General features: G+C 60.9%; 32 protein-coding genes and 1 tRNA gene. 28 read left to right on the top strand and 5 right to left on the bottom strand.

Annotated elements, in window-relative coordinates; genetic code table 11:
* Positions 1-6: 6 nt before the first annotated feature.
* From NATTI_RS0118895 to secY, 19 genes are read left to right on the top strand one after another with little or no spacing between them, the layout of a single operon-like run.
* Positions 7-486 (top strand): 50S ribosomal protein L22, encoded by a 480-nt coding sequence (locus NATTI_RS0118895; RefSeq protein WP_006088301.1) that lies wholly within the window; start codon positions 7-9, stop codon positions 484-486.
* A complete protein-coding gene (locus NATTI_RS0118890) occupies positions 486-1,457 on the top strand; it encodes a 30S ribosomal protein S3 (RefSeq protein WP_006088302.1) in 972 nt (323 codons plus the stop codon). The genes NATTI_RS0118895 and NATTI_RS0118890 overlap by 1 nt, the downstream gene beginning before the upstream one ends.
* The gene (rpmC, locus tag NATTI_RS0118885) at positions 1,457-1,669 is read left to right on the top strand and encodes a 50S ribosomal protein L29 (protein ID WP_006088303.1); all 213 of its coding nucleotides are present in this window, start codon (positions 1,457-1,459) and stop codon (positions 1,667-1,669) included. Before NATTI_RS0118890 ends, rpmC begins: the two co-directional genes overlap by 1 nt.
* Before the next feature lie 7 nt (positions 1,670-1,676).
* Positions 1,677-2,141 (top strand): ribonuclease P protein component 1, encoded by a 465-nt coding sequence (locus NATTI_RS0118880; protein ID WP_006088304.1) that lies wholly within the window; start codon positions 1,677-1,679, stop codon positions 2,139-2,141.
* Positions 2,132-2,575, top strand: coding sequence for a 30S ribosomal protein S17 (locus NATTI_RS0118875; protein ID WP_006088305.1), 444 nt, complete (start codon positions 2,132-2,134; stop codon positions 2,573-2,575). The genes NATTI_RS0118880 and NATTI_RS0118875 overlap by 10 nt, the downstream gene beginning before the upstream one ends.
* Positions 2,575-2,973 (top strand): 50S ribosomal protein L14, encoded by a 399-nt coding sequence (locus NATTI_RS0118870; protein ID WP_006088306.1) that lies wholly within the window; start codon positions 2,575-2,577, stop codon positions 2,971-2,973. The genes NATTI_RS0118875 and NATTI_RS0118870 overlap by 1 nt, the downstream gene beginning before the upstream one ends.
* Before the next feature lie 3 nt (positions 2,974-2,976).
* Positions 2,977-3,333, top strand: a complete 357-nt coding sequence (gene rplX / locus NATTI_RS0118865) for a 50S ribosomal protein L24 (RefSeq protein WP_006088307.1) — start codon at positions 2,977-2,979, stop codon at positions 3,331-3,333.
* Positions 3,330-4,034 carry a 30S ribosomal protein S4e gene (locus NATTI_RS0118860; RefSeq protein WP_006088308.1) on the top strand — a complete coding sequence of 235 codons (705 nt, stop codon included), beginning with the start codon at positions 3,330-3,332 and terminating at the stop codon, positions 4,032-4,034. The genes rplX and NATTI_RS0118860 overlap by 4 nt, the downstream gene beginning before the upstream one ends.
* Complete coding sequence (locus tag NATTI_RS0118855; protein WP_006088309.1) at positions 4,027-4,572, top strand: 50S ribosomal protein L5; 546 nt, start codon at positions 4,027-4,029, stop codon at positions 4,570-4,572. Before NATTI_RS0118860 ends, NATTI_RS0118855 begins: the two co-directional genes overlap by 8 nt.
* Positions 4,565-4,753 carry a 30S ribosomal protein S14 gene (locus NATTI_RS0118850; protein ID WP_006088310.1) on the top strand — a complete coding sequence of 63 codons (189 nt, stop codon included), beginning with the start codon at positions 4,565-4,567 and terminating at the stop codon, positions 4,751-4,753. The genes NATTI_RS0118855 and NATTI_RS0118850 overlap by 8 nt, the downstream gene beginning before the upstream one ends.
* Before the next feature lies 1 nt (position 4,754).
* On the top strand, positions 4,755-5,147 hold the full coding sequence (locus NATTI_RS0118845; RefSeq protein WP_006088311.1) for a 30S ribosomal protein S8: 393 nt from the start codon (positions 4,755-4,757) through the stop codon (positions 5,145-5,147).
* A 2-nt stretch (positions 5,148-5,149) separates the two neighbouring features.
* Positions 5,150-5,683: a 50S ribosomal protein L6 gene (locus NATTI_RS0118840; protein WP_006088312.1), complete on the top strand. Its 534-nt coding sequence runs from the start codon at positions 5,150-5,152 to the stop codon at positions 5,681-5,683.
* A gap of 3 nt (positions 5,684-5,686) precedes the next feature.
* Complete coding sequence (locus NATTI_RS0118835) at positions 5,687-6,427, top strand: 50S ribosomal protein L32e (protein ID WP_006088314.1); 741 nt, start codon at positions 5,687-5,689, stop codon at positions 6,425-6,427.
* On the top strand, positions 6,420-6,869 hold the full coding sequence (locus tag NATTI_RS0118830) for a 50S ribosomal protein L19e (RefSeq protein WP_006088316.1): 450 nt from the start codon (positions 6,420-6,422) through the stop codon (positions 6,867-6,869). The genes NATTI_RS0118835 and NATTI_RS0118830 overlap by 8 nt, the downstream gene beginning before the upstream one ends.
* Positions 6,869-7,417 carry a 50S ribosomal protein L18 gene (locus NATTI_RS0118825; RefSeq protein WP_006088317.1) on the top strand — a complete coding sequence of 183 codons (549 nt, stop codon included), beginning with the start codon at positions 6,869-6,871 and terminating at the stop codon, positions 7,415-7,417. Before NATTI_RS0118830 ends, NATTI_RS0118825 begins: the two co-directional genes overlap by 1 nt.
* Positions 7,414-8,067 (top strand): 30S ribosomal protein S5, encoded by a 654-nt coding sequence (locus NATTI_RS0118820; RefSeq protein WP_006088319.1) that lies wholly within the window; start codon positions 7,414-7,416, stop codon positions 8,065-8,067. Before NATTI_RS0118825 ends, NATTI_RS0118820 begins: the two co-directional genes overlap by 4 nt.
* On the top strand, positions 8,064-8,531 hold the full coding sequence (locus tag NATTI_RS0118815; RefSeq protein WP_006088321.1) for a 50S ribosomal protein L30: 468 nt from the start codon (positions 8,064-8,066) through the stop codon (positions 8,529-8,531). Before NATTI_RS0118820 ends, NATTI_RS0118815 begins: the two co-directional genes overlap by 4 nt.
* Before the next feature lie 2 nt (positions 8,532-8,533).
* Positions 8,534-9,031, top strand: a complete 498-nt coding sequence (locus tag NATTI_RS0118810; RefSeq protein WP_006088323.1) for an uL15m family ribosomal protein — start codon at positions 8,534-8,536, stop codon at positions 9,029-9,031.
* A 3-nt stretch (positions 9,032-9,034) separates the two neighbouring features.
* The gene (secY, locus tag NATTI_RS0118805) at positions 9,035-10,495 is read left to right on the top strand and encodes a preprotein translocase subunit SecY (protein ID WP_006088324.1); all 1,461 of its coding nucleotides are present in this window, start codon (positions 9,035-9,037) and stop codon (positions 10,493-10,495) included.
* 633 nt (positions 10,496-11,128) lie between these two features.
* Here the strand turns inward: secY and NATTI_RS0118800 are convergent.
* Positions 11,129-11,389, bottom strand: coding sequence for a cytochrome C oxidase subunit IV family protein (locus tag NATTI_RS0118800; RefSeq protein ID WP_006088326.1), 261 nt, complete (start codon positions 11,387-11,389; stop codon positions 11,129-11,131).
* A 167-nt stretch (positions 11,390-11,556) separates the two neighbouring features.
* Between NATTI_RS0118800 and NATTI_RS0118795 the strand changes: the two genes are divergently transcribed.
* Genes NATTI_RS0118795 through NATTI_RS0118785 form a run of 3 tightly spaced genes read left to right on the top strand, consistent with a single transcriptional unit; the run spans position 11,557 to position 14,928 of the window.
* A complete protein-coding gene (locus NATTI_RS0118795; RefSeq protein ID WP_006088329.1) occupies positions 11,557-12,960 on the top strand; it encodes a hypothetical protein in 1,404 nt (467 codons plus the stop codon).
* A 39-nt stretch (positions 12,961-12,999) separates the two neighbouring features.
* Positions 13,000-13,167, top strand: a complete 168-nt coding sequence (locus tag NATTI_RS26635; protein WP_006088330.1) for a hypothetical protein — start codon at positions 13,000-13,002, stop codon at positions 13,165-13,167.
* A gap of 57 nt (positions 13,168-13,224) precedes the next feature.
* The gene (locus tag NATTI_RS0118785) at positions 13,225-14,928 is read left to right on the top strand and encodes a S8 family serine peptidase (protein WP_006088331.1); all 1,704 of its coding nucleotides are present in this window, start codon (positions 13,225-13,227) and stop codon (positions 14,926-14,928) included.
* A 361-nt stretch (positions 14,929-15,289) separates the two neighbouring features.
* Here the strand turns inward: NATTI_RS0118785 and NATTI_RS0118780 are convergent, their stop codons facing one another.
* Together NATTI_RS0118780 and coxB are read right to left on the bottom strand one after the other, a co-directional pair.
* Positions 15,290-17,764 (bottom strand): cbb3-type cytochrome c oxidase subunit I, encoded by a 2,475-nt coding sequence (locus NATTI_RS0118780; RefSeq protein ID WP_027119214.1) that lies wholly within the window; start codon positions 17,762-17,764, stop codon positions 15,290-15,292.
* A complete protein-coding gene (coxB, locus tag NATTI_RS0118775; RefSeq protein WP_006088333.1) occupies positions 17,761-18,786 on the bottom strand; it encodes a cytochrome c oxidase subunit II in 1,026 nt (341 codons plus the stop codon). The genes NATTI_RS0118780 and coxB overlap by 4 nt, the downstream gene beginning before the upstream one ends.
* A gap of 450 nt (positions 18,787-19,236) precedes the next feature.
* On the opposite strand from coxB, the gene NATTI_RS0118770 reads away from it, so the two are divergent.
* A complete protein-coding gene (locus NATTI_RS0118770; protein WP_006088334.1) occupies positions 19,237-19,533 on the top strand; it encodes an amphi-Trp domain-containing protein in 297 nt (98 codons plus the stop codon).
* Positions 19,534-19,581: 48 nt separating this feature from the next.
* Here NATTI_RS0118770 and NATTI_RS0118765 read toward each other — a convergent pair whose 3' ends face one another.
* Positions 19,582-20,049 carry a hypothetical protein gene (locus tag NATTI_RS0118765; protein WP_006088335.1) on the bottom strand — a complete coding sequence of 156 codons (468 nt, stop codon included), beginning with the start codon at positions 20,047-20,049 and terminating at the stop codon, positions 19,582-19,584.
* 59 nt (positions 20,050-20,108) lie between these two features.
* Between NATTI_RS0118765 and NATTI_RS0118760 the strand changes: the two genes are divergently transcribed.
* Positions 20,109-20,744: an adenylate kinase gene (locus tag NATTI_RS0118760; protein WP_006088336.1), complete on the top strand. Its 636-nt coding sequence runs from the start codon at positions 20,109-20,111 to the stop codon at positions 20,742-20,744.
* 7 nt (positions 20,745-20,751) lie between these two features.
* On the opposite strand, the gene NATTI_RS0118755 is transcribed toward NATTI_RS0118760, so the two are convergent.
* The gene (locus NATTI_RS0118755) at positions 20,752-22,239 is read right to left on the bottom strand and encodes a DUF7289 family protein (protein ID WP_449289289.1); all 1,488 of its coding nucleotides are present in this window, start codon (positions 22,237-22,239) and stop codon (positions 20,752-20,754) included.
* A gap of 240 nt (positions 22,240-22,479) precedes the next feature.
* Between NATTI_RS0118755 and NATTI_RS0118750 the strand changes: the two genes are divergently transcribed.
* The 4 genes from NATTI_RS0118750 to NATTI_RS0118735 all read left to right on the top strand — a co-directional run bounded on the left by NATTI_RS0118750 (position 22,480) and on the right by NATTI_RS0118735 (position 25,220).
* The gene (locus tag NATTI_RS0118750; RefSeq protein ID WP_006088338.1) at positions 22,480-23,424 is read left to right on the top strand and encodes a DUF106 domain-containing protein; all 945 of its coding nucleotides are present in this window, start codon (positions 22,480-22,482) and stop codon (positions 23,422-23,424) included.
* Positions 23,425-23,550: 126 nt separating this feature from the next.
* A complete protein-coding gene (gene cmk / locus NATTI_RS0118745; protein ID WP_006088339.1) occupies positions 23,551-24,126 on the top strand; it encodes a (d)CMP kinase in 576 nt (191 codons plus the stop codon).
* Between the two features lie 3 nt (positions 24,127-24,129).
* Complete coding sequence (locus NATTI_RS0118740; RefSeq protein WP_006088340.1) at positions 24,130-25,050, top strand: RNA-guided pseudouridylation complex pseudouridine synthase subunit Cbf5; 921 nt, start codon at positions 24,130-24,132, stop codon at positions 25,048-25,050.
* A gap of 99 nt (positions 25,051-25,149) precedes the next feature.
* A tRNA-Pro gene (locus tag NATTI_RS0118735) sits at positions 25,150-25,220 on the top strand.
* Positions 25,221-25,310 lie beyond the last annotated feature (90 nt).

The following is a 25,310-nucleotide window of genomic DNA, read 5'->3' as shown; positions in this document are numbered from 1 at the left end:
CATCGTATGGGAATCAACTACTCAGTCGACGCCGACCCGGACAAGACCGCGAAAGCGATGCTTCGGGAGCGTCACATGAGCAACAAGCACAGCAAGGAGGTCGCTCGCGAACTGAAGGGCCGAACCGTCGCGGACGCACAGGCCTTCCTTCAGGACGTCATCGACGAAGAGCAGTCCGTTCCGTTCAAGTCCCACAACACCGGTGCGGGTCACCGCTCCGACATCGACGGCTGGGACGCAGGAAAGTACCCCGAGAAGGTTTCGGGCGAGTTCCTCGACCTGCTCGAGAACGTCGCGGCGAACGCTGACCACCAGGGCTTCGACGGCGAATCGATGGAGATCGTCCACATCGCCGCCCACAAGGTCGGCGAATCGGTCGGTCGCAAGCCCCGCGCGATGGGGCGTGCCTCGGCCTGGAACACGCCGGAGGTCGACGTCGAGATCGTCGTCGAGGAAGTCGACGAAGAAACGGAGGACGATAACTAATGGCTGACGAACACCAATTCATCGAAAACGGCCTTCAGCGGTCCCAGATCGACGAGTTCTTCCAGGAAGAGCTCGGCCGCGCGGGCTACGGTGGTATGGACGTCGCCAAGACGCCGATGGGTACGCAGATCGTCCTCAAGGCCGAAAAGCCCGGGATGGTCATCGGCAAAGGTGGCGAGAACATCCGGAAGGTCACGACGGCCTTAGAGGAGAAGTTCAACCTCGAGGACCCACAGATCGACGTCCAAGAGGTCGACGAACCCGACCTCAACGCACGGATCGTCGCAGACCGACTGGCTAACGCACTCGAGCGTGGCTGGTACTTCCGGAAGGCCGGTCACACGACGATCGACCGAATCATGGATGCTGGCGCGCTTGGCGCCGAGATCGTCCTCTCCGGAAAGGTCACCGGTGCCCGCTCGCGCGTTGAGAAGTTCAACCGCGGCTACATCAAGCACAACGGCGAACCCGCCGAAGAGGTCGTCGACCACGGTCAGGGCGTCGCAGTGATGAAACTCGGTACCATCGGGGTCGACGTCAAGATCATCCCGCCGGGAGCCGAACTGCCCGACGACTTCGGTGTCCACGAAGATATGGACCCCGCAGAGATCGTTCCCGACGCCGTCGAGGCCAACGAGGCCGCAGGTGTCGAGGAACTGCTTGAGGGTGAGCCCGAGGAGGCCGAGGCCGCCGACGAAGGCGCCGAAGCCCCTGCCGAGGATGCCGTCGAACCCGAGCCCGAACTCGAGGAAGAAGACGTCGAGGAGGTCATCGAAGCGGAAGTCGAGGCCGACGAGGAAGACGTCGACATTCCCGACGAATCCCCGATCGAGGAAGACCTCGACGAACTCGAGGAGGACGTCGAAGCCGAGGCTGAGGAACTCGTCGCGGAGATGGACGAGGAGGAAGCCGAGGCCGACGAAGCGGATGTCGAGGACGCGGATGACGCAGACGAGGGAGGTGACGCCTGATGGCGATCCTCCACGTCGCAGAGGTTCGCGACATGACCCCCGCGGAACGCACAGAGGAACTCGAGGAACTCGAGACGGAGCTGCTGAACCAGAAGTCCGTCCTCGCCGCCGGTGGTGCCCCGGAGAATCCGGGCCGCATCGGCGAACTGAGCCGGACGATCGCTCGGGTCAAGACGATCCAGCGAGAAGAAGGCGACCTGGACGACGAGTAATACAACAATGGCACTGACACCCGAGACCCTGCCCCGACACGAACTCAACGGGCTTCCCGTGAGAGTCGTCGAGAGCGACGACGCTTCGCGGGTTGGCCTCGAGGGACGCGTCGTCATCGAGACGACGAACACCCTCTCGATAGAAGTTCGGGACGACGGCGAGTCTCGGGTGTTGATGGTGCCGAAGTCGGGCTCGACGTTCGAGTTCGCGATCACAGATGAAGCCGCCGGGGACGAGAAGTCCTCGGGGACTGCGTCCAAACTGGCCGATACTCAACCCGACCCGTCCGAGAAATCGGACGAGTCGGACGGAGCCGGCGGCGATGCCGCCGGCTGTCGTGGCGATGACCCCTCGCGGGATCACCGCCACGTTGCTGGCGAGGACGTGGCCTACGTTACGGTCGATGGATCGCGGCTGCTCTCACGACCCGCCCGACGCACGGAAACGAATGGTGACTCACCATGGCAATAGGACTAGACGTTGAAACCCCTCCGGAACCCGAAAACCCGGAGGAATACGACTACGAGACGTGTCCGTTCTACGGCGAGCTTCCCGTTCGAGGACAGATCCTCGAAGGGCAGGTCGTCTCGACGGACATGGACAAGACCGTAGTCGTCGAGCGAGAGTACGACGTGACGGTTCCGAAGTACGACCGTCAAATGAAACGTCGCTCGCGCGTTCCGGCACATGTGCCGGGCGTGCTCGAGCAACTCTCGGTCGGTGACACGGTCAAGATCGCAGAGACCCGACCACTGTCGAAGACGAAATCGCACGTGGTCGTCGAAGTAACCGAGGAAGCGACGGCAGAGGACGTCGCCGAACTCACCGGCGAAGCGGAGCCGGACCCACAGCTCTCGGCCGAAGACCTCAGCGCCGAGAGCGACGATGAAGAGGGTGATGAGTGATGGAGGCACTGAAAGCCGACGTCACCCAGGGACTCAAGAAGGGGTCGCTGGTCACGTGTGCCGACAACACCGGCGCACGTGAGCTGAAAGTCATCAGCGTCGCGGGCTACCACGGCACCAAGAACCGCCAGCCGAAGGCGGGAATCGGTGACAAAGTGACCGTCTCGGTCACCAAGGGTACCCCCGAGATGCGCCGTCAGGTCCTCGAGGCCGTCGTCGTCCGCCAGCGGCAATCGATCCGCCGGCCCGACGGCACGCGCCTGAAGTTCGAGGACAACGCGGCCGTCATCATCGACGAGAACGAAGAGCCCCGCGGGACGGAGATCAAGGGCCCGATCGCTCGCGAAGTCGCAGAGCGCTTCGGAGCAATCGCCTCTACCGCAACGATGATCGTATAGACAATGAGCGAACAACCAACCAAACAGCGAAACGAGACTGCGCGTGCACCGCTGCACAAGCGAGGAAAGCAGCTTCACGCGACGCTGTCCGACGACCTCCGCGAGGAGTACGACACCCGTCGAACCCGCGTCAACGCGGGAGACACGGTCGAGGTCATGCGCGGCGACGACGCCGGCGAAACGGGCGAAGTCCTCCGCGCGATCCTCGAGGACGGAACGATCCACGTCGAGGGCGTGACGGTCGAGACGGCAGACGGCGAAGAAGTGCCGCGACCGCTTGCCCCCTCGAACGTCCGTCTTACCGACCTCAATCTCGAGGACGAGCGTCGTGAGGCACGCCTCGAAGGTGATAGCGAATGACGAAACACCAGAAACGACTGTCAGTACCGAAGTCCTGGCCGGTCGAGCGCAAGACGGAGACCTTCACGGTCAAAGCCGGCGCTGGACCGCACGGTAAGGACGGCGTGCCGCTCGTCGTCTTGCTGCGGGACGTACTCGGCTACGTCGACTCGAAGAAAGAAGCACGATACGCCCTCTCCGAGGATGCGATCCTCGTCAACGGGAAACCGATCAACGACGAACAGCGCCCAATCGGCATGTTCGACATCGTTGCGTTCCCCGGCCGAGAGGAGTACTACCGCGTCTTCCCCGACGAAGGCGGTCGGCTCGCGCTGACCGAAATCGACGCCGAGGCCGCCGGAAGCCGCCTCGGCAAGATTAAGGGCAAACAGCAGGTTCCCGGTGGAAAGACCCAGCTGACCCTCCACGATGGCACGAACGTCATCGTCGACGACGAAAACGAGTACAACTCGGACGACTCGATCGTCGTCGACAACGAGGACAAATCCATCGTCGCCCACTTCCCGTTCGAAGAGGGTGCGCTCGTGACGGCCGTCCGTGGCAACCACGGCGGCAAGATCGGCGAGATCGACGCGATCGACATCACGCCGGGCAGCGGCCCGAACACGATCGGTGTCGATACGGACGACGACGGCTTCGAGACGATTCAGGAGTACATCGTCGTTATCGACGAGAACTTCACGGGTGATGATGATGAGTAGTGAAGCCGGATCCGACGGCGAGTTCCACGAGATGCGCGAACCCCGCGTCGAGAAAGTCGTCGTTCACATGGGCGTCGGCCGCGGTGGCCGCGAACTCGGGAAAGCCGAAGACATCATCCAGGCGGTCACGAACCAGCAGAGCGTTCGTACCCAGGCGAAAAAGACCGAACCCGACTTCGGTATCCGCCAGGGCGACCCGATCGGCACGAAGGTTACCCTCCGCGGCGAGGACGCCTACGACTTCCTCGAGAAGTCCCTGCCGCTCTCGGAACTCTCCGCAAAGCAGTTCGACGACACCGGCAACTTCAGCTTCGGTGTCGAGGAACACACGGAGTTCCCGAGCCAGGAGTACGACCCGAACGTCGGTATCTACGGCATGGACGTGACGGTCAATCTGGTCCGGCCGGGCTACCGCGTGGCCAAACGCGACAAGGCCAACCGGTCGATCCCGTCGAACCACCGACTCACCCCCGAGGACGCTATTCGCTTCCTCGAGGCGAACTTCGACGTGAACGTCGAGGAGGCAGACGATGAGTGAAACTGAAACTGACGTAGAACGCGAGCAAACGGGCGAACATGCCGCAAAGCGCACTGGGCAGGAAGCGGCCTGCCAGCGCTGTGGCCGCAAACAGGGGCTCGTCGGTAAGTACGACATCAACCTCTGTCGCCAGTGTTTCCGCGAAATCGCTCGTGATATGGGATTCAAGAAGTATCGATAACATGACCGGAAACGATCCACTCAGCAACGCGCTCTCGGGAATCGATAACGCCGAGAGTGTGGGACATCTGTCCCACGAGGTAACGCCCGCCTCGAACGAGATCGGCAGCGTACTCGAGGTCTTCTACGACCGCGGGTACATCGACGGCTTCGAGTACGTCGACGACGGTAAAGCCGGTCAGTTCGAGGTCGAACTAAAAGGAGCGATCAACGAGTGTGGCCCCGTCAAGCCCCGCTACGCCGCAGGTGCCGAGGACTTCGAGAAGTGGGAGAAGCGCTATCTCCCCGCTCGAGGTTTCGGTGCGCTCGTCGTGACGACGAGCAGCGGCATCATGAGCCATTACGAGGCTCGTGAGCAGGGAATCGGCGGCCAGGTGATCGCATACGTCTACTAACCATGCGAGTCGAACTGGAAATTCCCGAAAACGTATCCGTCGAGATCGACCACCTCGACGTGACCGTCGACGGTCCAGAGGGCAACGTCACGCGACGTCTCTGGTACCCCGACGTGTCCGTCGAACTCGAAGACGACACTGTAGCGATCGAAAGCGACAACGAGGACGCGAAAACGAACGCGACCGTTGGCACCTTCGAGAGCCACGTCCGTAACGCCTTCCACGGCGTGACCACGGGCTGGGAGTACAAGATGGAAGTCTTCTACTCTCACTTCCCGATGCAGGTCCGCGTGGAGGGTGACGACGTCGTCATCGAGAACTTCCTCGGCGAAAAGGCACCGCGACGTACGACTATCCACGGTGAGACCGACGTCTCCGTCGACGACGAACGGCTCGTCCTCTCCGGTCCGAACAAGGAGGACGTCGGCCAGACGGCGGCAGACATCGAGCAGTTGACACGCGTCAACGACAAGGACACCCGCGTCTTCCAGGACGGGGTCTACATCACCGAGAAACCCGCCAAAGGAGGTGCCTGATAGATGGCAGACGAAGAACCCGAAGACAACTCGGCCGAAGACGAGCCCCAGGAGCTCGAAGACATCAGCGGCGTCGGTGCGAGCAAGGCAGAAGCCCTGCGCGACGCCGGATTCGAGTCCATCGAGGACGTCAAAGAGGCAGACCAGGACGACCTGGCCGAAGCCGAAGGTGTCGGGAACGCACTCGCGGCCCGTATCAAAGCCGACGTCGGCGACCTCGAGGTTTCCGAAGAGACCGACGCCGAAATCGAAGACGAAGGCGTCGACGAGGAAGCCGAAGCGGTCGAAGACGTCGAGACCGAACTGCAGCCCCGCGGGCTGACCGAGAAGACGCCCGACCTCTCCGACGACGAGGAACGACTCCTCGGCCGCCGGCAGAGCGAAGGGAAACCGCAGTTCAACCGACAGGACTACCACAAGAAAAAGCGGACGCCGGAGTCCTGGCGCCGCCCGCGCGGGCAGCTGTCGAAACAGCGCCGCGGTATCAAAGGCAAGGGCCCCAAGGTCCAGGCCGGCTACCGCACGCCAGAAGCCGTGCGAGGGAAACATCCCAGCGGCTTCGACGAGGTCTACGTCGAGAACACGAACGACCTCGAGGGTGTCGACGGCTCTCACGAAGCGGTCCGCATCGCCTCCTCGGTCGGCGCGCGCAAGCGCGAACGGATCGAAGAGCAAGCGGAGGAACAGGGCGTTCGCGTCCTGAACCCGACCTACGAAGAAGTCGAGGTGGAATCCAATGACTGATCTGAGCGCACAGAAGCGACTCGCAGCCGACGTCTTGGATGTCGGTCAGAACCGCGTCTGGCTCGATCCCGACGCCCAGTCGGAGATTGCCGAAGCGATCACTCGCGACGAGATCCGCGACCTCGTCGATGAAGGTCGCATTCAGGCTGACGACGCCTCTGGCAACTCTCGCGGCCGTGCCCGTGAGCGCAACAAGAAGCGCGCGTACGGACACCAGAAAGGGCCGGGCAAGCGCCGCGGCAAGAAGGGCGCACGCCAGAACGAGAAAGACCAATGGCAGAACAAGATTCGCGCACAGCGACGGAAGCTGCGTGAACTCCGCGATTCGGGCGAGCTGACGCCCACGCAGTACCGACAGCTCTACAAGAAGGCTGGCGGCGGGGAGTTCCGGAGCGTCCAGTACCTGTTGAACTACATCGACGAAACCTACGGTGACCAATAATGGCGACAGGACCACGATATAAGGTACCGATGCGGCGTCGCCGTGAGGTCCGGACGGACTACCACCAGAGGTTGCGCCTGCTGAAATCGGGAAAGCCCCGCCTCGTCGCTCGCAAGAGCAACAAGCACACTACGGCGCAGCTGATCACTCCCGGACCTCAGGGAGACGAGACGCTCGCAAGCGCACACTCCAGCGACTTGGAGGAGTACGGCTGGGAAGCCCCGACATCCAACATCTCCGCGGCGTATCTGACCGGCCTGCTGGCCGGCAAACGAGCCGTCGACGCCGGTCTCGAGGAGGCGGTCCTCGACATCGGTCTCAACACGGCCACGCCCGGGAACAAGGTGTTCGCAGTGCAGGAAGGGGCCATCGACGCAGGCCTCGAGATTCCGCACAACGATAGCGTGCTCGCAGACTGGTCGCGTACCCGCGGCGAACACATCGCCGAGTACGCCGAACAGCTCGACGAGCCGCTGTACAGCGGGGAGTTCGACGCAGCTGATCTCCCAGAACACTTCGACGAGGTACGAGAGGCGATTCTCGAATGAGCAACTACAACGACAGCGGATGGGAACCCGTCACCCGTCTCGGTCGGAAGGTCCAAGAGGGCGAGATCGACGATATGGCGACCGCTCTCGCCTCGGGACTCCCGCTGAAGGAACCCGAGATCGTCGACCAGCTCCTTCCCGGACTGGACGACGAAGTGCTGGACATCAACATGGTCCAGCGGATGACCGACTCCGGACGCCGCGTGAAGTTCCGGTGTGTCGTCGCGGTCGGTAACCGCGACGGCTACGTCGGCTACGCGGAAGGCCGAGACGATCAGGTCGGCTCCGCCATCCAGAAGGCGATCGGTATCGCGAAGCTGAACATCATCCAGGTGCCACGCGGCTCCGGCTCCTGGGAGGACCGTTCGGATCGGCCACACTCGCTGACCCGGAAGACGACCGGCAAAGCCGGCTCCGTCGAGGTCGAGGTCATTCCCGCGCCCGAAGGGCTCGGACTGGCTGCGAGCGACACCGTCCGTCACGTCCTCGAACTGGCCGGCATCGAAAACGCATGGACCAAGAGTCACGGCAACACTCGAACGACCGTGAATCTCGCGAAGGCGACGTTCAACGCACTCGAGAACGCATCGCAATCGCGCCAGCCCCAGCAACACGGCCGAGAAGACGAAGCCGAGGTGGCTGACCAATGAAAGCGATCGTGCAAGTACGCGGTGAGGTAAACCGCAATGCCGATATCCAGGACACCCTGGAGATGCTCAACATTCACAGCGTCAACCACTGTACCCTCGTCCCCGAGACCGACGCCTATCAGGGGATGATCTCGAAGGTCAACGACTACGTCGCCGTCGGCGAACCGGACGCCGACGTCCTCGAGACCCTGCTTGTGAAGCGAGCGGAGCCCCTCGAGGGCAAACAAGCAGACGTCGACGAGGAGTGGCTCGCGGAGAACACCGACTTCGACGATTTCGGTGAACTCGCCGAGGCACTGCTGGCAGAGGAGACGACGCTGCGCGAGCAGGGTCTGTCGCCGACGCTTCGACTGCACCCACCACGAGGCGGCCACGACGGCATCAAGAAGCCGACTGTCGAAGGCGGCCAACTCGGAAAGCATACAACAGCGCAGATTAACGACCTGCTAGAATCGATGCGATAACCATGACGAGTAAAAAACGACGCCAGCGCGGATCGCGCACCCACAGCGGCGGCACCCACAAAAACCGACGCGGTGCGGGCCATCGCGGTGGCCGCGGCCGTGCTGGACGTAGCAAACACGAGTTCCACAACTACGAACCGAAGGGCAAACACGGCTTCAAGCGACCGCAGAACATCCGCGACGAGGTCGCAGAGATCGACGTCCAGAAACTCGACGAGGACGCGATCCTGTACGTCGCCGACGATCTCGCAGACGAGACCGACGACGGCTACGCGATCGACGCTCGCGACGTCGTCGAAGACGGACACGAGGTCGACAAAGTGAAGGTTCTCGGCTCGGGGCAGGTTCGAAACTCCCTCGAGATCACGGCAGACGACTTCTCCGAATCCGCCGCGGAGAAACTCGAGGCTGCCGGCGGCGAGGCCGTGCTCACGGAACGAGCACAGCAGGCCGCAGCGGCCGAGGACGAAGAAGCCGACGACGAACAGAACGAGGACTAACATATGGGATGGAAGGAAGCCGCTGAACCGGTCTTGACGCGGATGCCTGCAGTCCGCCGTCCGGAGGGACACGTTCCCTTCAAGCGCAAGCTGGCGTGGACTGCGGGGATCCTCGTGTTGTACTTCTTCCTGACGAACATCGCCTTGCTCGGGTTGCAGGGCGGAGAGGCGACCGACATCTTCGGCGAGTTCCGTTCGGTGCTCGCCGGCGAGATGGGGTCGCTGATGCAGGTCGGTATCGGACCGATCGTCACCGCCAGCATTGTCCTACAGCTGCTCGGTGGTGCCAACCTGCTCGGTCTCGACACGGACGATCCACGGGACCAGGTGCTCTACCAGGGGCTGCAGAAACTGCTCGTCATCATCATGACGGCGCTGACTGCGCTCCCGATGGTGTTCGCCGGCGGCTTCCTGCCAGCTCAGCAGTCACTGGCTCTCGGCGGTATCGAGTTCGGACAAACCGAGATCCAGGTGCTGATGTTTACCCAGATCTTCATTGGCGGGATCCTCATCCTGTATATGGACGAGGTCGTCAGTAAGTGGGGGATCGGCAGCGGGATCGGGCTGTTCATTATCGCCAGCGTGAGCCAGCGACTCGTCACCGGGTTCATCCAGCCCAGCGCCGACGGGTTCTTCTACGACTGGTATCGGATCCTCACCGGCCAGATTGAGACTGGATCGCTCGTCTCCGGTGACGGACTCTACACGCTCTTGCTTGGCGAGGGTCAGATCGTCGCCTTGCTGACGACGCTGCTGATCTTCAGTATCGTCGTCTACGCGGAGTCCGTGCGCGTCGAGATTCCGCTCAGTCACGCCCGCGTCAAGGGTGCTCGCGGTCGCTTCCCGGTGAAGCTCATCTACGCGAGCGTCCTGCCCATGATCCTCGTTCGCGCGCTACAGGCGAACATTCAGTTCATGGGGCAGATCCTGAACAGTCAGTGGGCCGGGATGCCCACGTGGCTGGGCAACTACTCCGGTGAAGAGCCCGTTAGCGGGTTCTTCTACTACACCGCGCCGATCTACTCGCCACAGGACTGGATGTGGTGGACCGGTGCCGTCACTCAGGACGCGTGGATGGTGTTGATCCGCATCTCCGTTGACCTGACGTTCATGGTCATCGGCGGGGCGATCTTCGCCATCTTCTGGGTCGAGACCACCAACATGGGTCCCAAGGCAACCGCGCGCCAGATCCAGAACTCCGGGATGCAGATTCCCGGCTTCCGACAGAACGTCGGCGTCATCGAGAAGGTCATGGAGCGGTACATCCCGCAAGTGACCGTCATTGGCGGTGCACTCGTCGGCCTGCTGGCCGTCTGGGCGAACATGCTCGGGACGGTCGGTGGTGTCACGGGGACCGGTCTGCTGCTGGCAGTCTCCATCACGTACAAGCTGTACGAGGAGATCGCCGAAGAGCAGATGATGGAGATGCACCCGATGATGCGCCAGATGTTCGGCCGCGAATAGCGACTCTCTCGACTTTCTCCGTTATTTTCGACTCGGTAGCGACATCCGTCTCGTTCCACTCGAGTCCGCTGTGCAGAATCATCACGGCAACTGACCGAACCTCTCTACGCTTTCGTAACGTGTCCAACGGCGCCGCGATTTCGTCCGTATGCCCTCCCTCTTGACCGCAACCCCGACGCAGTGACTAGAGACCGGGCTGTCGGCGCAGATGGAATCGCCCCGTCTCGCGGATATTGGCCAACTAATCTTCTCACCCACCGGTACCGGCAATTGTGCGCTCCGTCGCGAACTCGAGAGCCGGGTTGTACCGATTGGACAACCGTGACTGGGAACGTTTCAGAAACACGCTGTTCGATAGCACCAGTCGCTAGCGACGACAGCGGACATTTCGATTCCCCTTCAGAGGGGACGATACATTTCGAACCGCGACGACAGTCGGAACCGAGGCTGATTCGGGACGATCACCCGTTCGATCGATCCAATAGCGGAACGGAGTCGGCGTGATCGCTCATCTCGAGGACTGGTAAGTGGGACCGAATTTGCCGAACCGCTGGTTCCTTCGAACGAAATGCACAACAGGAAACGAAGACGAACGCCCGGGAGAAGAGAGCGGAAAACGACGATCAGAGTCGCTTACTGGATGGAGTAACCTGCTGCAACCGTCAGCAGGAACACCATGAATACGGCGATGAGCATCATGTAGGTGATCGAACGCGGTTCCTCTCGGAGGTGCTGGTAGTAGCCGGCGATCAGCAGCGACTTGACGACCGCGAGAACCATCGTCGCGCCGATTGCCATCGACTCGGGGATATCGATCTCGAAGAAGACGAACTTGGCGGTCCCCAACACCAGCAGTACGACGTATATGAGGGTGTATGTCCGAACGTCAGCCATTGGTGTACCTTGTGGAGGACGGCCACTTATACCTTCCTCATACGATCGGTCATGATCGTTTGGTGAGGGCCTGTCCCCCTCGCGCAACGTAGCGCTCGGCGAACATCTTCGGGTACGCAGTCGTCGAAAACGACACGTAGATGGGGCCACGGGCTAACGCTCGAGCAATGAGTGGACGTCGGGCCCTCCGTCGGCGAACCGGCATCCTTTGTGCGTTCGTACTCGCCGCGCTCGCCGTCGGCACTGGTATCGTCGCAGCGAGCAACGTCGCCGTCGGACTCTCGGAACAAAGCGGCGAGACGTCGGTCCCGGCGTGGCTGTATCTCGCCACGGGCGGCGGCGTCATCGGCGCGTCGGCGCTGATGACGATGCTGGTGATCGACCGCGACGTCATCGCCAGCTACCACGACGATACGGTCGTGTTCCCCACGGCGCGTCTCGAGGCAGTGGGCTCGCTGTTGCTCGGAACGCTCGGCGTCGCCGCCCTCGTGTTCATCGTCGTCGTCGGCCTCGTCGGTCCCCAGCTCGGCAACTTCAGCGCCGCGGTTCTGTTGACGTTGGTCGGTGGCCGTGCGCTGTTGACGATCATCGCCTACACCGTCGGCAGTCCGTGGCGCGCGCTCAACCCGTGGCGACGCATCGCCCTTTTCCTCCCGAACGGCGACGCCACCTACCCCGCATGGCTCGGTTCCTGGCCCGCCGTGGGCACGCTCCTTGCGCTCATCTGGCTCGAGTTACTCATGCCGTTGAGCAGTTCGGCGCGCGCACTCGCCGTCGTGGTCCTCGCGTACTCCGCGTTGACGATCGCCGGGGCCGTCACTTTCTCCCCCGAGACATGGTTTCGGAATGGAGATCCGATCTCCGTCTGGTTCCGTCTCTACGGCGCAGTCGCTCCCCTACAGCGGACCGACGACGGGCTCGAGGTTCGCTATCCCGGCTCGAGGCTTGGCGACGACGACGTGGTCACGGACGTCTCGCTGGTCGCGTTCGTCCTCGTGCTCGTCTGGGAGCTGACCTACAGCGGCTTCATCGCCACCGAGCCGGGTGTTCGAACCGTCGAACTGCTCGTCGCCCTCGGGATCCCGCCCCAGATCGTCTATCTGGGGCTGTTGCTGGCCGGCTTCGTCCTCTTCTGGACGGTGTACTGGTTCGCGGCCGCTATCACTCGAAAGCGCGCCGAGACGCGGCTCTCGCGGCGCTATCTCGCCCTCCGGTTCGCGCCGCCGCTGCTCGCCATCGCGGCCGGCTATCACTTCGCCCACTACATCGGGTTCTCGATCTCGCTGTGGCCGTCGCTCGTCGATACGATGGCTGCCCCGTTGAACCCGCCCGAGAACCCGACCCAGTACGCGCTGACATCGTGGTTCGGCTACGTCGAGATCGCCGGGATCCTGATCGGCCATATCCTCGCCGTCTGGATCTCCCACGCCGTCTCGTTCGAACTGTTCCCCGGGAAGCTACAAGCGATCCGGAGTCAGTACCCCTTCATCGTCGTTATGGTCTTTTTTACCATGGTGACTCTGTATCTCTTCTCGATGCCCGCTACGGAACCGGTCTACGTACCGGGCTGAATCGTCTCGGTCCGATAAACGATCCCAGCCGCCAGGCAGTTGTATCCGGAAGCTGTCACGGCGTATGAGTACGACGTACCGGCGTTCGAGGACAGCGCCACGACGGAGGAGCACGAGCTCTTCCCGCTCCATCTCAAACCGGCCGTCACCGTCTTTCTGGCCTCCTTCATGTTCACTTTCCTCTACGGGCTCGTCCGGGCCGGCTGAACGGATTAGTTCGATCTCCAGAATCTCTTTATTCGGTGACTACCCAGTTGGCGTATCATGGCGGCACACCGTGCGGTCCCGTCTGCCGGGACCGTTCGTATTCTCACCGTTGCGCTCGTCTGTCTGTTGCTGACGACGGCGCTGCTCACCCCCGCGCTCGCTGCAAGCAGTGGATTCGAGCGGACCGCAGTTGACGGCGACCGAACGAGTGCAGTTCAGCTTCAGAAGACGGCTGACCCGGCGGACGCCGCGATCTACACCGACGTCGAGGACTCCATCAAGTCGGCTAACGGAACGATCGAGGTCGTGCTCCGACTCGAGGAAGCGACCATCCCCGCGGACGCGACCGAGGCAGAGGCCGAACGGCTCCTCGAGACCCACGCCGCGGAGACACAGGAGTCGCTCCTCGAGCACGTCGCCGACACGCCCGGCGTCGATGTCGAATCGGAGTTCTGGCTGACCAACGCCGTCCTCCTCGAGATCGATGCCGATCGGATCGACCTCGAGACCCTCGAAATTCTCGCGGCCGTCGACCCCGTCGAAGCGGTCCATGAGAACTTCGAGCTCTCCGTTCCCGAGGAGCCGACGGTCGACGGGACGAGTAGTACGGCGGAGATGCCGGTCGACGGCGACGAAATTAGCGGGACGACTCAGTTGACGACACCCGGTATCGCTCAACTGAATGCGCCGGCGGTCTGGGAGTCGTACGACACTCGCGGCGACGGCGTTAGAGTTGCCGTTCTCGACACCGGCGTCGACGCCGATCATCCCTCGATCGACCTCTATACGGAGGATCCGTCGGATCCGACGTATCCTGGCGGGTGGGCCGAGTTCGACGCGGCCGGCGAGCGCGTCGAGGGGTCGACGCCGTACGACTCCGGTACCCACGGCACGCACGTCAGCGGGACGGTCGCGGGCAACGCCGCGAGCGGCGCACAGATCGGCGTTGCACCGGACGCGGAGTTGCTCCACGGACTCGTCTTGAACGAGACTAGCGGCTCGTTCGCACAGATCATCGCCGGCATGGAGTGGGCGCTCGAGGAGGAGGCGGACGTGATCAGTATGAGTCTCGGGGCGACGGGCACACACAGCCCACTGATCGATCCGGTGCAAAACGCCGTCGATAGCGGTGCCGTCGTCGTCGCAGCGATCGGCAACGACGGCGAGGAAACCTCCAACTCGCCCGGAAACGTCTACGAAGCGATCAGCGTCGGCGCCGTTCACACGGACGGGACCGTCGCTTCCTTCTCCGGCGGCGAAACGATCAACCGAAGCGACTGGACTCACGAGCAAGCGTCGTGGCCGTCGTCGTACGTCGTCCCCGACGTGGTGGCACACGGTGTCGCCGTCTTCAGCGCGGTCCCCGGCGGCGGCTATCAGCCGATGCCGGGCACCTCGATGGCGACGCCACACGTCTCGGGAACGGTCGCACTAATGTTGTCGGCCGAACCCGATGCGACGGCCGAAGAGATCTCGACGGCACTCTACGGGACGACCTGGAAACCCGACGGCGCGGACGCGGACACGATGGACACGCGCTACGGGCACGGCATCGTCGACGCGAAGGCTGCGACCAACGCACTCGTCGACACTCGCGAGGCGATCGATACCGATTCGGCAGATGGCACGACCGAAACGGAATCGAAGACGACGGCACCCTACAGCCAACTTTTCGCCGCTGGAGTGTCGGTTATCGTGGTGTTCGTCGCTGCCGTCGCACTGGTCGCCGCGCGTTCGGTCTCTCGAGAGACCGAGCGGTAACCGGCGGGAACACCTCGTCCGCACACGCGCTCTCGACCCACCGTTCTTGCGGACAGGAGACGGGCGTTCAGTGACTTTTCCGAACATCGTGTGCCCTGACAGCCCCTGAGATCGACGAGCGTACGGTCCGTGATCGGTCGGCATGCTCCCGACTGAGTCACAGGTACCGTCCGGGCGGAGCAGAATCGTCACTCGCCGACGCGTGAGCGACTGGTCGCGTAGCTACGGTGGGTAGCTGACCGAGACCATTCGGTCGGGAAACGATTTCCGGACGGATCCGACTCAGCGTGGCGATTGGCTATCGCTCGAAGCGAACGTTGGCTCCAAAAAAGGCGTTCGAATCCCGTGTAGCGGATGGCCGCTACATCAGGTAGAACAGTGGGAACAGGAAGACCCACACGATGTCGACGAAGTGCCAGTAGAGTCCGAAGAACTCGACCGGCCGATGGTCCTCGAGGTAGGCATCGACGCTGATGATCCGGTAGATCATGAAGACGGCGATGAGCAATCCGAGGATCACGTGCAGTGCGTGCAGCCCCGTCGTGACGAAGTAAACGGAGTGCTCGATGCTCGTCCACCAGTACTCGCCGATCTGGAACTTGTAGTTGTACTCGTAGGCCTTGACACCCATGAACGTCAGTCCAAGAAGGAGCGTCGCACCCATGGCACCGAGCAGCCCCTTCTTGTTCTGGCGCTCTGCGAAGACGAGCGCCATGATGACCGTGAAACTCGAGGTGAGCAACACGTAGGTGTTCAGCAAGCCGGGCCAAGAGGCGAAGGGAATCGTCTCCCAGTTACCCCAGCCCATGTGCAGGCGCATGAAGACGAACGCCCCGATCGCCGCCCCGAAGACGACGACGTCCGACGCCAGGAACACCCAGACACCGAACTTCGTGTTGCCGACGCCTTCGAACGGCCAGCGCTCGGCGATGGCCATCTCTGGCGCGTGGAACTCCTCCATGCCGAACTTGAACAGCGTGACCCCGAGGATCGCCACGCCGAGCACCGTAATGAGCGGATACATGATGTTCGTCTCGGCTGCTGTGCCGATACCCTCGAGTCCGCGCTCCGAGGCGAAATCGATCATGTACGGCGTCATTCCGGTCAGTCCGAGGAAGAACACGAACATTCCGAATCCGATACCGAGCGGCCAGATGCTGGCGTGGTCGGCGTGTTCCTCTTCGTGGCTCGTTTCGGCTGCCGTCGCTTCACCGTGGGCGGTGGCGACGCCGCCGTCGGTAGCTGCCTTCGAATCCTCGACGAACTCGAGTCGGCCGCTGGCGTAGCTCGGTCGGCCGCCCCAGTTCTCGAGCGGTGGGGGCGAGGGAATCGCCCACTCGGCGGTGCGGGAGAACTCCCACGGGTTGTCGGGTGCGTCGGGACCCGAAATCCAACTCTTCGCGAACGTGTAGAACATGATCAAGAACGACGCGCCCAGGACGAACGCCCCGACGGTCGCCAGCTGGTGGTAGATCTCCATGCCCTCGCTGAAGTCGAAGACGCGCCGCGGCGTCTCCCAGGCGAGGAACATCGGGAAGTACAGCAGGTTGAAGCCGATGAAGTAGACCGCGAAGTTCAGTTTTCCGAGCGTCTCGGAGTACATTTTCCCGGTAATCTTCGGCCACCAGTAGTAGAGCCCAGCGATCAACGCCGTCACGCCGGAGACCATCACGTAGTGGAAGTGAGCGACGACCCAGTAGGTGCCACGGAACTCGTAGGTCAGCACGACGGCTCCGAGGAAGACTCCGGTGATGCCGCCGAGGATGAACAACACGAGCGCACCGAGACTGAAGAGGAACGGCGTTGTAAACCGAACCCGTCCCTTGACCATCGTGTAGATCAGCGCGAAGACCATCAGGTCGAACGGTAACGAAATCCCGATGGTCGTTGCCATCATCAACGTCTTGATCTCGAGGTTGATCGTCGTCAGGAACATGTGGTGCATCCAGACCAGGAAGGACTGGACGGCCACCAGTACCATCGAGATGATGACCCACTTCCGACCGACGAGTCGTCGACCACAGAAGGTCTGGAACGTCTCGAACATGATCCCCAGCGCGGGGAAGAAGACGATATAGACCTCTGGGTGGCCGAAGAACCAGAACAGGTGTGCCCACAGCAGACCCGATCCCTGATCGGTTGCGAAGTACTGGGTCAGGAAGAGCCGGTCGATCGATAGTAACAGCAGTGCAGCGAGCAGTGCTGAGAACGCGAACAGCATCATCCAGACCGTCAGCAGCCACGACCACGTGAACAACGGCATGTTCCAGAGGCCGAGGCCCTCCGCACGGGAGCGGTGAATCGTCGTCATGAAGTTAACCGTCCCGAGCGTGATCGAGAAGACGAACAGCAGCAACGCGAGAACCGTCGCGTTACTCCCGGTCGTCGCCTCCATCGCAGGCGTGTACGTCGGCACGTTCAGTGGCGCGTACATCGTCCAGCCACCAGCGAACGTTCCCTGCTGGAAGAACGAGAGTGCGATGAGGATCCCCGAGAACAGGTAGAACCAGTAACTCAGGGCGTTCAGTCGCGGGAACGCGAGGTCTTTCGCCCCGATCTGCAGCGGGACGAAGTAGTTCGCGAAGCCGGCCGCGAACGGCGAGAGGAACCAGAACACCATTAGTAACCCGTGGGCGGAGACTGCCTGGTTGAACTCGTTGCCCGTGAGCAGTCCCGTACCGCCCGCTTCCCACAGGTGTGCACGGAAGATCAGTGCGAGGACGCCACCCAGCAACAGGAAGAACAGCGCCGTCGCTAGATAGAGGATCCCGACGTCCTTGTGGTTCGTCGTGACGAGCCAGCGCTTGACGGACGTCATTGGTGGAAGGTCACTCATTCGTCGTCACCTCCTTCCTCGTCGTCATTGTCCGCTTCTTCGTCGTTCTCTTCGTCTTCGTCGTTGTCATCGTCCTCTTCGTCCTCGTCTTCGTCTTCCTCACCGAGCGTGTAGGTCTCGCTCGACGGGCTGGTAATGGTGAGTTCGTCCTCGATCGTCTCGAACTCCTCTTCTTCGAATTCGATTACCAGATCGTACTCGCCACCCTGTTCGATATCCTCGATGGAGATCGTGTCGTTGTCGAAGTCCTCTTCGGTGTACGAGTATGCGAGATCCTCATCGAACTCGTCGTTCTCTTGGTGGACGAGTTCGAGCGTGAGGTCGCCGGTGTCGTTGATCGGCTCACCCTCCGGGTCTTCGAAGCTAATATCCAGGTGGAAACGTTCGTCGAGCCAGGTCTCGAACTCGTCTTCCGGCAGTACCTCGACGGTACCGTCCATCTGCGTGTGCTGGTCACCGCAGAGTTCGAAGCACTCGATTCGGTGGTCCTCATCGGCATCGTCGGCGATGAACCACGTTTCGTCGTACTCGCCCGGGATCGCGTCCGCTTTCACGCGGAGATCGGAGATCCCGAAGGTATGCCAGACGTCGCCAGAGGTCACCTGGATTGCCACCGGATAATCTTCGGGAACGGTCATCGTCCCTCTCTCTAAAGCACCGTTTTCGTACTCGAAGGACCAGGCAAAGCCGTCGCCGACGACTTCAACATCGATCGGTTCCTCCTCGAAGTCGTCCTGCGGGTCCTCGACGTACAACAACATTCCGTACGTCCAGATTACCAGCGAAATAACGATAATGGCGCTGATACCGAACGATAGGAACAGTTTTTTTCCACCCTCTCCGCCTGTCGGTAACTCCCCGAGCGTTGGCAGCGAATCGTCGGTTTTCGCGTCGTCAGTATCGCGATACTTGTACGCGTTGTACAAGGTGTACGCGACGACGACAACACCGACGAGCGTTCCGAGTGCGAGAAACACCTGAAAGATGCTCTCGAACACGTCTACGCGCGTCTGCACCTGCATCGGAGTCGTAAGTGCGCTGAAGATTGTATTCACCTCGTTTGTATACCGCTTATATGTCGGACGATGATGGCCGGGGGCACTTATCTATTTGGAAACGGCCCGATTGAATCGGTCTCGTCGTCCACTGCTACCGCGGATATCGCCGTTCGATTACGGTGACCCTTGCCACTGTTTCTCAGTCCCTCAACATTCGCTTTGGGGGAGAGACCTTTTTTCTATCGCTGTGGGTCCCAAATCGTGTCTTGGATCGGACACCAATCCGAGGAATGTCCGACTGAAAGCGAACGTGTTCGGATCGCAGATCGCGAAAAAACTGCACCGACACATCAACCCCCGTCATACCACGTGGTAATTCGCTCGCGCGCGCTCCCGTGCTATTGCCGAAAACGGGCCACGTTTTTAACGATATTCTCCGGAACGTTCTATACAGTTGGTCACGTACGGTTGGATATGCCAGAAGAGGTCCTCTTTAAGTTCGAGCAGCGGATGGAACGCGACGAGATTGCCGACTACCTTCGAACCGTTGCCGACAGTCTGGAGAGCGGTGACTCAATCTCGCTCGAGGCAGGTGGTGAGTCGGTGACGATGAACCCGCCCGCTCAGCCGACGTTCGAGATCAAAGCCGAGCGAGAAACTTCGAGCTCGGCGCCCGACGGACCGGGCGAACTCGGACTCGAGTTCGAACTCGAATGGGATGAGGGCGAAGACGGGGAGGGTGCTGGTGACAGCACGCTCTCGATCGAGTAACCGGCGTCTCGATTCTCAGTTTCGAGTCAGTGTGACGATTGCCGGAAATCAGATCTCCACGACCCAGATACGAACGTCAGCCGGGAGATCGTAGACCCGCTGGAAGATTGCGTCGAGACACTGGGCGATTCGGTTGGGATCCGCTTTCGCGCTGATACGAACGTTGACCCCTTCGGCGTCGTCCGGCCGGTGGATCTCATCGATCTTGAACGCCGGGAACTCGCCGAGGACGGTTTTGAGGGATTCGAGCTCCGTATCCGTACAGTCGACGTTGATCGTTCCGTCGCCGAACTGGATCCAAGGAAGACCGAGTTCCGGATCGAGTCCGTTGCTGACGCCCTCGTCGTTTTCATCCCCATCGTCGTCTTCGAAGGTCCCGTCGTTGCCGTCCGTCTCGAACACTTCGGCGTCGACCTCGAGGGTCAAGAACTCGCTCCCTCGACGTCGATGCGCCGTGATGGCATCGACGTACAACGTTCGTCGTTCCGCCGGATCGGCCGCTTCGAAACGCGTCATACTGCGGTAGATGTGCCCGTTTCTTTAAGCCTTTATGTGACGCCGGTGAACGTGCGAGTATGGCACAGCCACGAATTCTGATCCTGGGGGCGCCCGGGGCAGGCAAAGGGACCCAGAGTGCAAAGATCACCGAGGAGTTCGACGTCGAACACATCACCACCGGCGACGCGCTCCGCGCGAACAAGGACATGGATATCTCCGAGATGGACACGGAGTACGATACGCCGCGTGAGTACATGGACCAGGGCGAACTGGTTCCCGACGACGTGGTCAACGCTATCGTCGACGAGGCCCTCTCCCAGGCCGGCGGCTTCGTCCTCGATGGCTACCCGCGAAACATCGAGCAGGCCGAAGAACTTGAGGGGATGACCGAACTGGATGTCGTCCTCTACCTCGACGTCGGCGAGGACGAACTCGTCCACCGACTCACCGGTCGTCGGATGGATCCCGAAACCGGTGATATCTACCACATTGAGTACAACCCGCCGGAGGATCCCGACGTAGAGGCCCGACTCGAGCAGCGCGACGACGACACCGAGGAGACCGTCACGGAACGGCTTCGCGTGTTCCGGGAGAACACCGAGCCGGTTATCGAATTTTACGAGGAGAAGGGGTCGCTCGAGCGTGTCAACGGTGAACAGGCACCCGACGAGGTCTGGGAAGAAGTGAAAGCGACGATCGAAGACGCGGCGTAGTCGACAATTAGTCGTTCTTGATCTCTATTTGGTGCTCGGCGATGTTGAGGTAGGTTAGCTGAGGCGCAGGCTCGTATCCTTCAGGAATTACATCAATTTCGGAATTATCTATTCCCTCCGGCTCTACCTCATTGGCTGCCGAATCAAAGTAGATGGAGTTTGCAACTATTGCTCCCCTGAAAGTAACTCCGCCGGCACCACTGAAATCAACTTGGTACTCGCCATCGTCGGGATTGAATTCCTCACTCGCGACGTAGAGTAACCCATGGAACGTGCTGCTTGAATCGTGGAAGTCCACAGTCGATGTTGACGTTCCGTACATCTGGATCGTGTCCACGTCTTCACCCTCACACTCACCAGTTGGTTTCACGTCGTCGTAAAGGGAAAAGTTACCTTTTGCATATATTTTTAAACTGTGTTCACCGCCGTCACAGTTAGATACAGTGATTCCACCATTGTCAGTTGTCACGCTATCATTGACGACAACGATTGCATCGTCATCTGTTAACTGAAAATCATACGATCCGTTAAGTTCCTCAGCGAAGTATTCACCACCGGAATTAGACTCCCCAGTATCTAAATTGCGAGATGCGTTCTCTTTAAAGTCCTCTCTCAACTGGTCAATCGTATCGTCAAGTGGAGTAAACCTAGTTTCATCAACATTATCGAGGGGATGTCCACTTCCGGTCCCCGATCCAATATGTTCCTCACTAGGAACCGCTGTACCTGAAGAGAACGCATCTTCTATGTTATCGTATCCTAGCCTGACTTTCACTTTCCCGTCGTCGTTTGCAGCATCGTAACATGGTTCTTGAATGCTTGTGTCGTGTGATTGGTCTGTGAAATATTGTTCCCAGCCACGACAGTACTCACTTTCAATCTCGACAAAAACGTGGTCGTCTTCCACGTGATTAACTGGCTCTCGTTCTACATTTGTTTGACTAATCGTCACGTCACCAGAACTAATTTCCTGATCTTCAGTGAGTCCGAAAACGGGGAACGAGAGTGTATTAGTCCTGTGGTCATAGTTAATGGGTGGTGCGGAGAGTATTTGTGTTCGCTCCCCCGTTTCTTGAAAGACGCCGCCCCCTTCGTAAGCGACTTTCGTCCCATCATCGGCTTCATATTCAATCGTCCCAATTGAGCCATTTGCTACGTGTGATTTGTTGTCTTCATTATAGCTCTCGGTCCAGATTTTGTAGGTTGCTGAATCGTGGTGTGCGATTGCTCCATGTTCACCGGCGTGTAATTCCATCGTTTGTGAGACATCACTGGCAGATGTCGATGAAGAAATGCTATGACTTAGTTCGATGAAGGCTTGCTCAATCTGTTCCTGCTCAGACTGTTGTTCTGCACTACCTATGGCCTCCCCTGCGACAAGCAATACGCCGATACTGCCGGCCGCGACCATCCCGATCAACAGGACGATCCCTAGCACCGTCGATTGGCCCCTCCGTGACGGTGTAATTGCCCCGTGCCCGAACGGAATACTCATGAACGGTATCTTGACAATACGGATAATAGTAATGCCGGTAGATCAAATATTTCCAAATCGTTTATATTAGTTCACAGGCGGTATTTTCGGCGAGTAGCGCGTTCGGAGCCACGATTACGGACCCCAACGGAAAACTGTCGCTGTAATTAGCTGTCGGGTGCAACGGGATTCCGGGTGGCTCGCTCGAGTGCCGGCCGAAGATAAACACTTGTATACCGAACGTACCCTAGCCCAACACAGATGACGCGTACAGCGGAGAAGATCAACGACCTCGTCCGCGAGGATTCTTCGATGACGGACGCTCTCGAGGCCATTCGCGAGGCGGCCGATCGAAACGGGGGCGAAGTCGAGTGGGCCGACGTCCGCGAGGAGCTTACGAGCGGACAATGGGGCCGGCTGATCGAAAAAGGAGTATTAGTCGACGGGGACGAAGGGTTCGAGATCACCGATCGCGAGGCCTACGACCAGGCGCTCGACGGCGACGGTGACACCAAGAGTTACGACACCGACGTCGATATCGACGCCGAAGAATCGTCGTGGTCGCAGTGGGACAAACTGGCTGGCGTGGGCTCACTCCTACTGATGTTCGGCTACTGGATCGAGTCCGTTCGGGATACGGTCGGTGGAACCCTCGACATGGCGTTGGGACCACTCGACGCTGCGCTCCCGTTCTACGGCGTAATTCTCTCGGTGGCGCTGCTAACGGGGCTGTACTCGACGCTCCTGCAGGCGAACCTCATGAACCCCGAGATCATGGGGAAGTACCAACAGCGCATGAAGGCAATGCAGGAGAAACAGAAAGACGCTCGCGAGGCCAAGAAAGAGGCCGAAGAGCGCGGCGCGAGCGAGGCCGAAATCGAGCGTCTCGACGACGAACTCGAGAAGGTCCGCGAAGAACAGATGGAGGCCATGGCGGAGAACCTCGGCATGTTCAAAGAGCAGCTGCGGCCGATGGTCTGGATCATGCTCTTTACCATTCCGCTGTTCCTCTGGATGTACTGGAAGATCCACGGCGTGGGTATCGACGGCACCGTCGTCATGCCGCTGATCGGCGAAACGAGTTGGAACGCCGGCCTGCTCGGTCCGATGCCGGCCTGGATTGTCTGGTACTTCCTGTGCTCGATGGGCTTTACGCAACTGTTGCGGAAGGCGTTAAATATCGATATGACGCCGTCCGGGGCCTAAAGCCCTCGAGAAGTAGATCTCGACAGTTCGGCTTTGCGTCTGTTCGATGATTTCTCGCTCGGCGAGACGTTCGTGCTCCGTCAAGCGATTCAAAACCCATTTTACCAGTCACCGCGCAGTTCGACTATGTTACTCACCGTCTCCGGCCCGCCAGGGAGCGGGAAGAGCACGACTGCGGAGTTGCTCGCCGACGCGTTCGACCTCGATCACGTCAGCGGCGGCGACATCTTCCGGGAACTGGCCGACGAGCGCGGCTACACGCCCCTCGAGTTCAACAAACTCGCCGAGGAGAACGCCCAGATCGACCGCGATCTAGACCGTCGGCTCCGCGAAATCGCCGTCGAAGAGGACGATCTGGTCCTCGAGTCCCGTCTCGCGGGCTGGTTGGCCGGCGAGCAGGCCGACTTCCGGTTTTGGCTCGATGCACCGGCACGGGTTCGCGGCGAACGGATCGCCGAGCGGGAAGCGAAAGACCCCGCCCGTGCAACGGAGGAGACCCAGGCACGCGAAGCCAGTGAGGCAAAGCGTTATCAGGAGTATTACGACATCGATATCCAGGATTTGACGATCTACGATCTCTCGGTGAACACGGCTCGCTGGGAGCCAGACGCAGTGCTCGACATGCTCGTCACCGCCGTCGGGGAGTACGAGGCTGCAGGCGACGAGGGACAGGCATCCATCCCGATCGAGTACGAGTTCTGAGCCATGGCTGATCGTCCTCGTCTCCGTGGCCCGCCCGACGACCGCTCACCCGTAGAACTGCTCACGTTCGGCGTCGTCAACCTCGACAAGCCGCCCGGCCCCTCCTCACACCAGGTAAGCGGCTGGTTACGCGACTCCGTCGCCGAGACGCTCGCCGAACGCGGCGCCGATGCGACGCTCGAGCAAGCCGCCCACGCCGGAACCCTCGATCCCAAGGTGACCGGCTGTCTGCCGCTCATGCTCGGCGAGGCCACTCGTCTGGCACAGGTTTTCCTCGAGGGTTCAAAGGAGTACATCGCCGTCCTCGAGTGTCACGCACCGGTGCCGGCCGACGTCGAGTCGGTCGTCGCCGAGTTCGAGGGGCCGATCTACCAGAAGCCGCCGCGCAAGAGCGCGGTGTCGCGACGCCTGCGCGTCCGCGAAATATACGATCTCGAGGTGCTCGAAACCGACGAGCGGCAGGTCCTCTTGCGGATTCGCTGCGAGAGCGGGACTTACGTCCGCAAGCTCTGTCACGATCTGGGCCTCGCACTCGGGACGGGCGGCCACATGGGCCACCTGCGTCGCTCGGCCACGACCCCGTTCGACGACAGCGACCTCCACAGCACGTCCGACTTCTTGGACGCGCTCGCTTTCTGGGTCGAGGACGACGATCCCGACCCCCTTTTTGAGGCGGTCGATCCGGCCGAACGAATTCTCGAGGATATTCCGTCGATCACGATCGCGGAGAACGCGGCTCGAGAGGTGGCCAACGGCGCACCTGTCTACGCACCGGGCGTGCTCGCGGTCGATGCTGGTGTAACAGAGGGTGATCTCGTCGCGTGTTACACGCCGAACGAGGCCGCCGTGTGTCTCGGGGAGTTCGTGGGCGATGCCGATGCGGATCGCGGGGTTGTGGTGTCGCTCGAGCGCGTGCTGGTCTGAGGTCGATGGGGCTTGTGTTCGGCCGTCGAAGCCGTTTTCGCGCCGGCAGTCGACCCGAAACGACACGCTTAAACGGCAGACGGACCTCCACCAAGATGCGGGACCGTGGGGTAGTGGTATCCTCTGCGGATGGGGTCCGTAGGACCCGAGTTCAATTCTCGGCGGTCCCATTTTCACGACGCAACGAACGAGGGAGCAGAGCGACCGCTGTGATGTGAGGAGGGTAAATGGGAGTAGGGAGTAGTTTCGCTGCGACCGTG

It is taken from the genome of Natronorubrum tibetense GA33, assembly GCF_000383975.1.
GTDB lineage: Archaea > Halobacteriota > Halobacteria > Halobacteriales > Natrialbaceae > Natronorubrum > Natronorubrum tibetense.
This window is presented reverse-complemented; position numbering and strand designations above follow the sequence as displayed.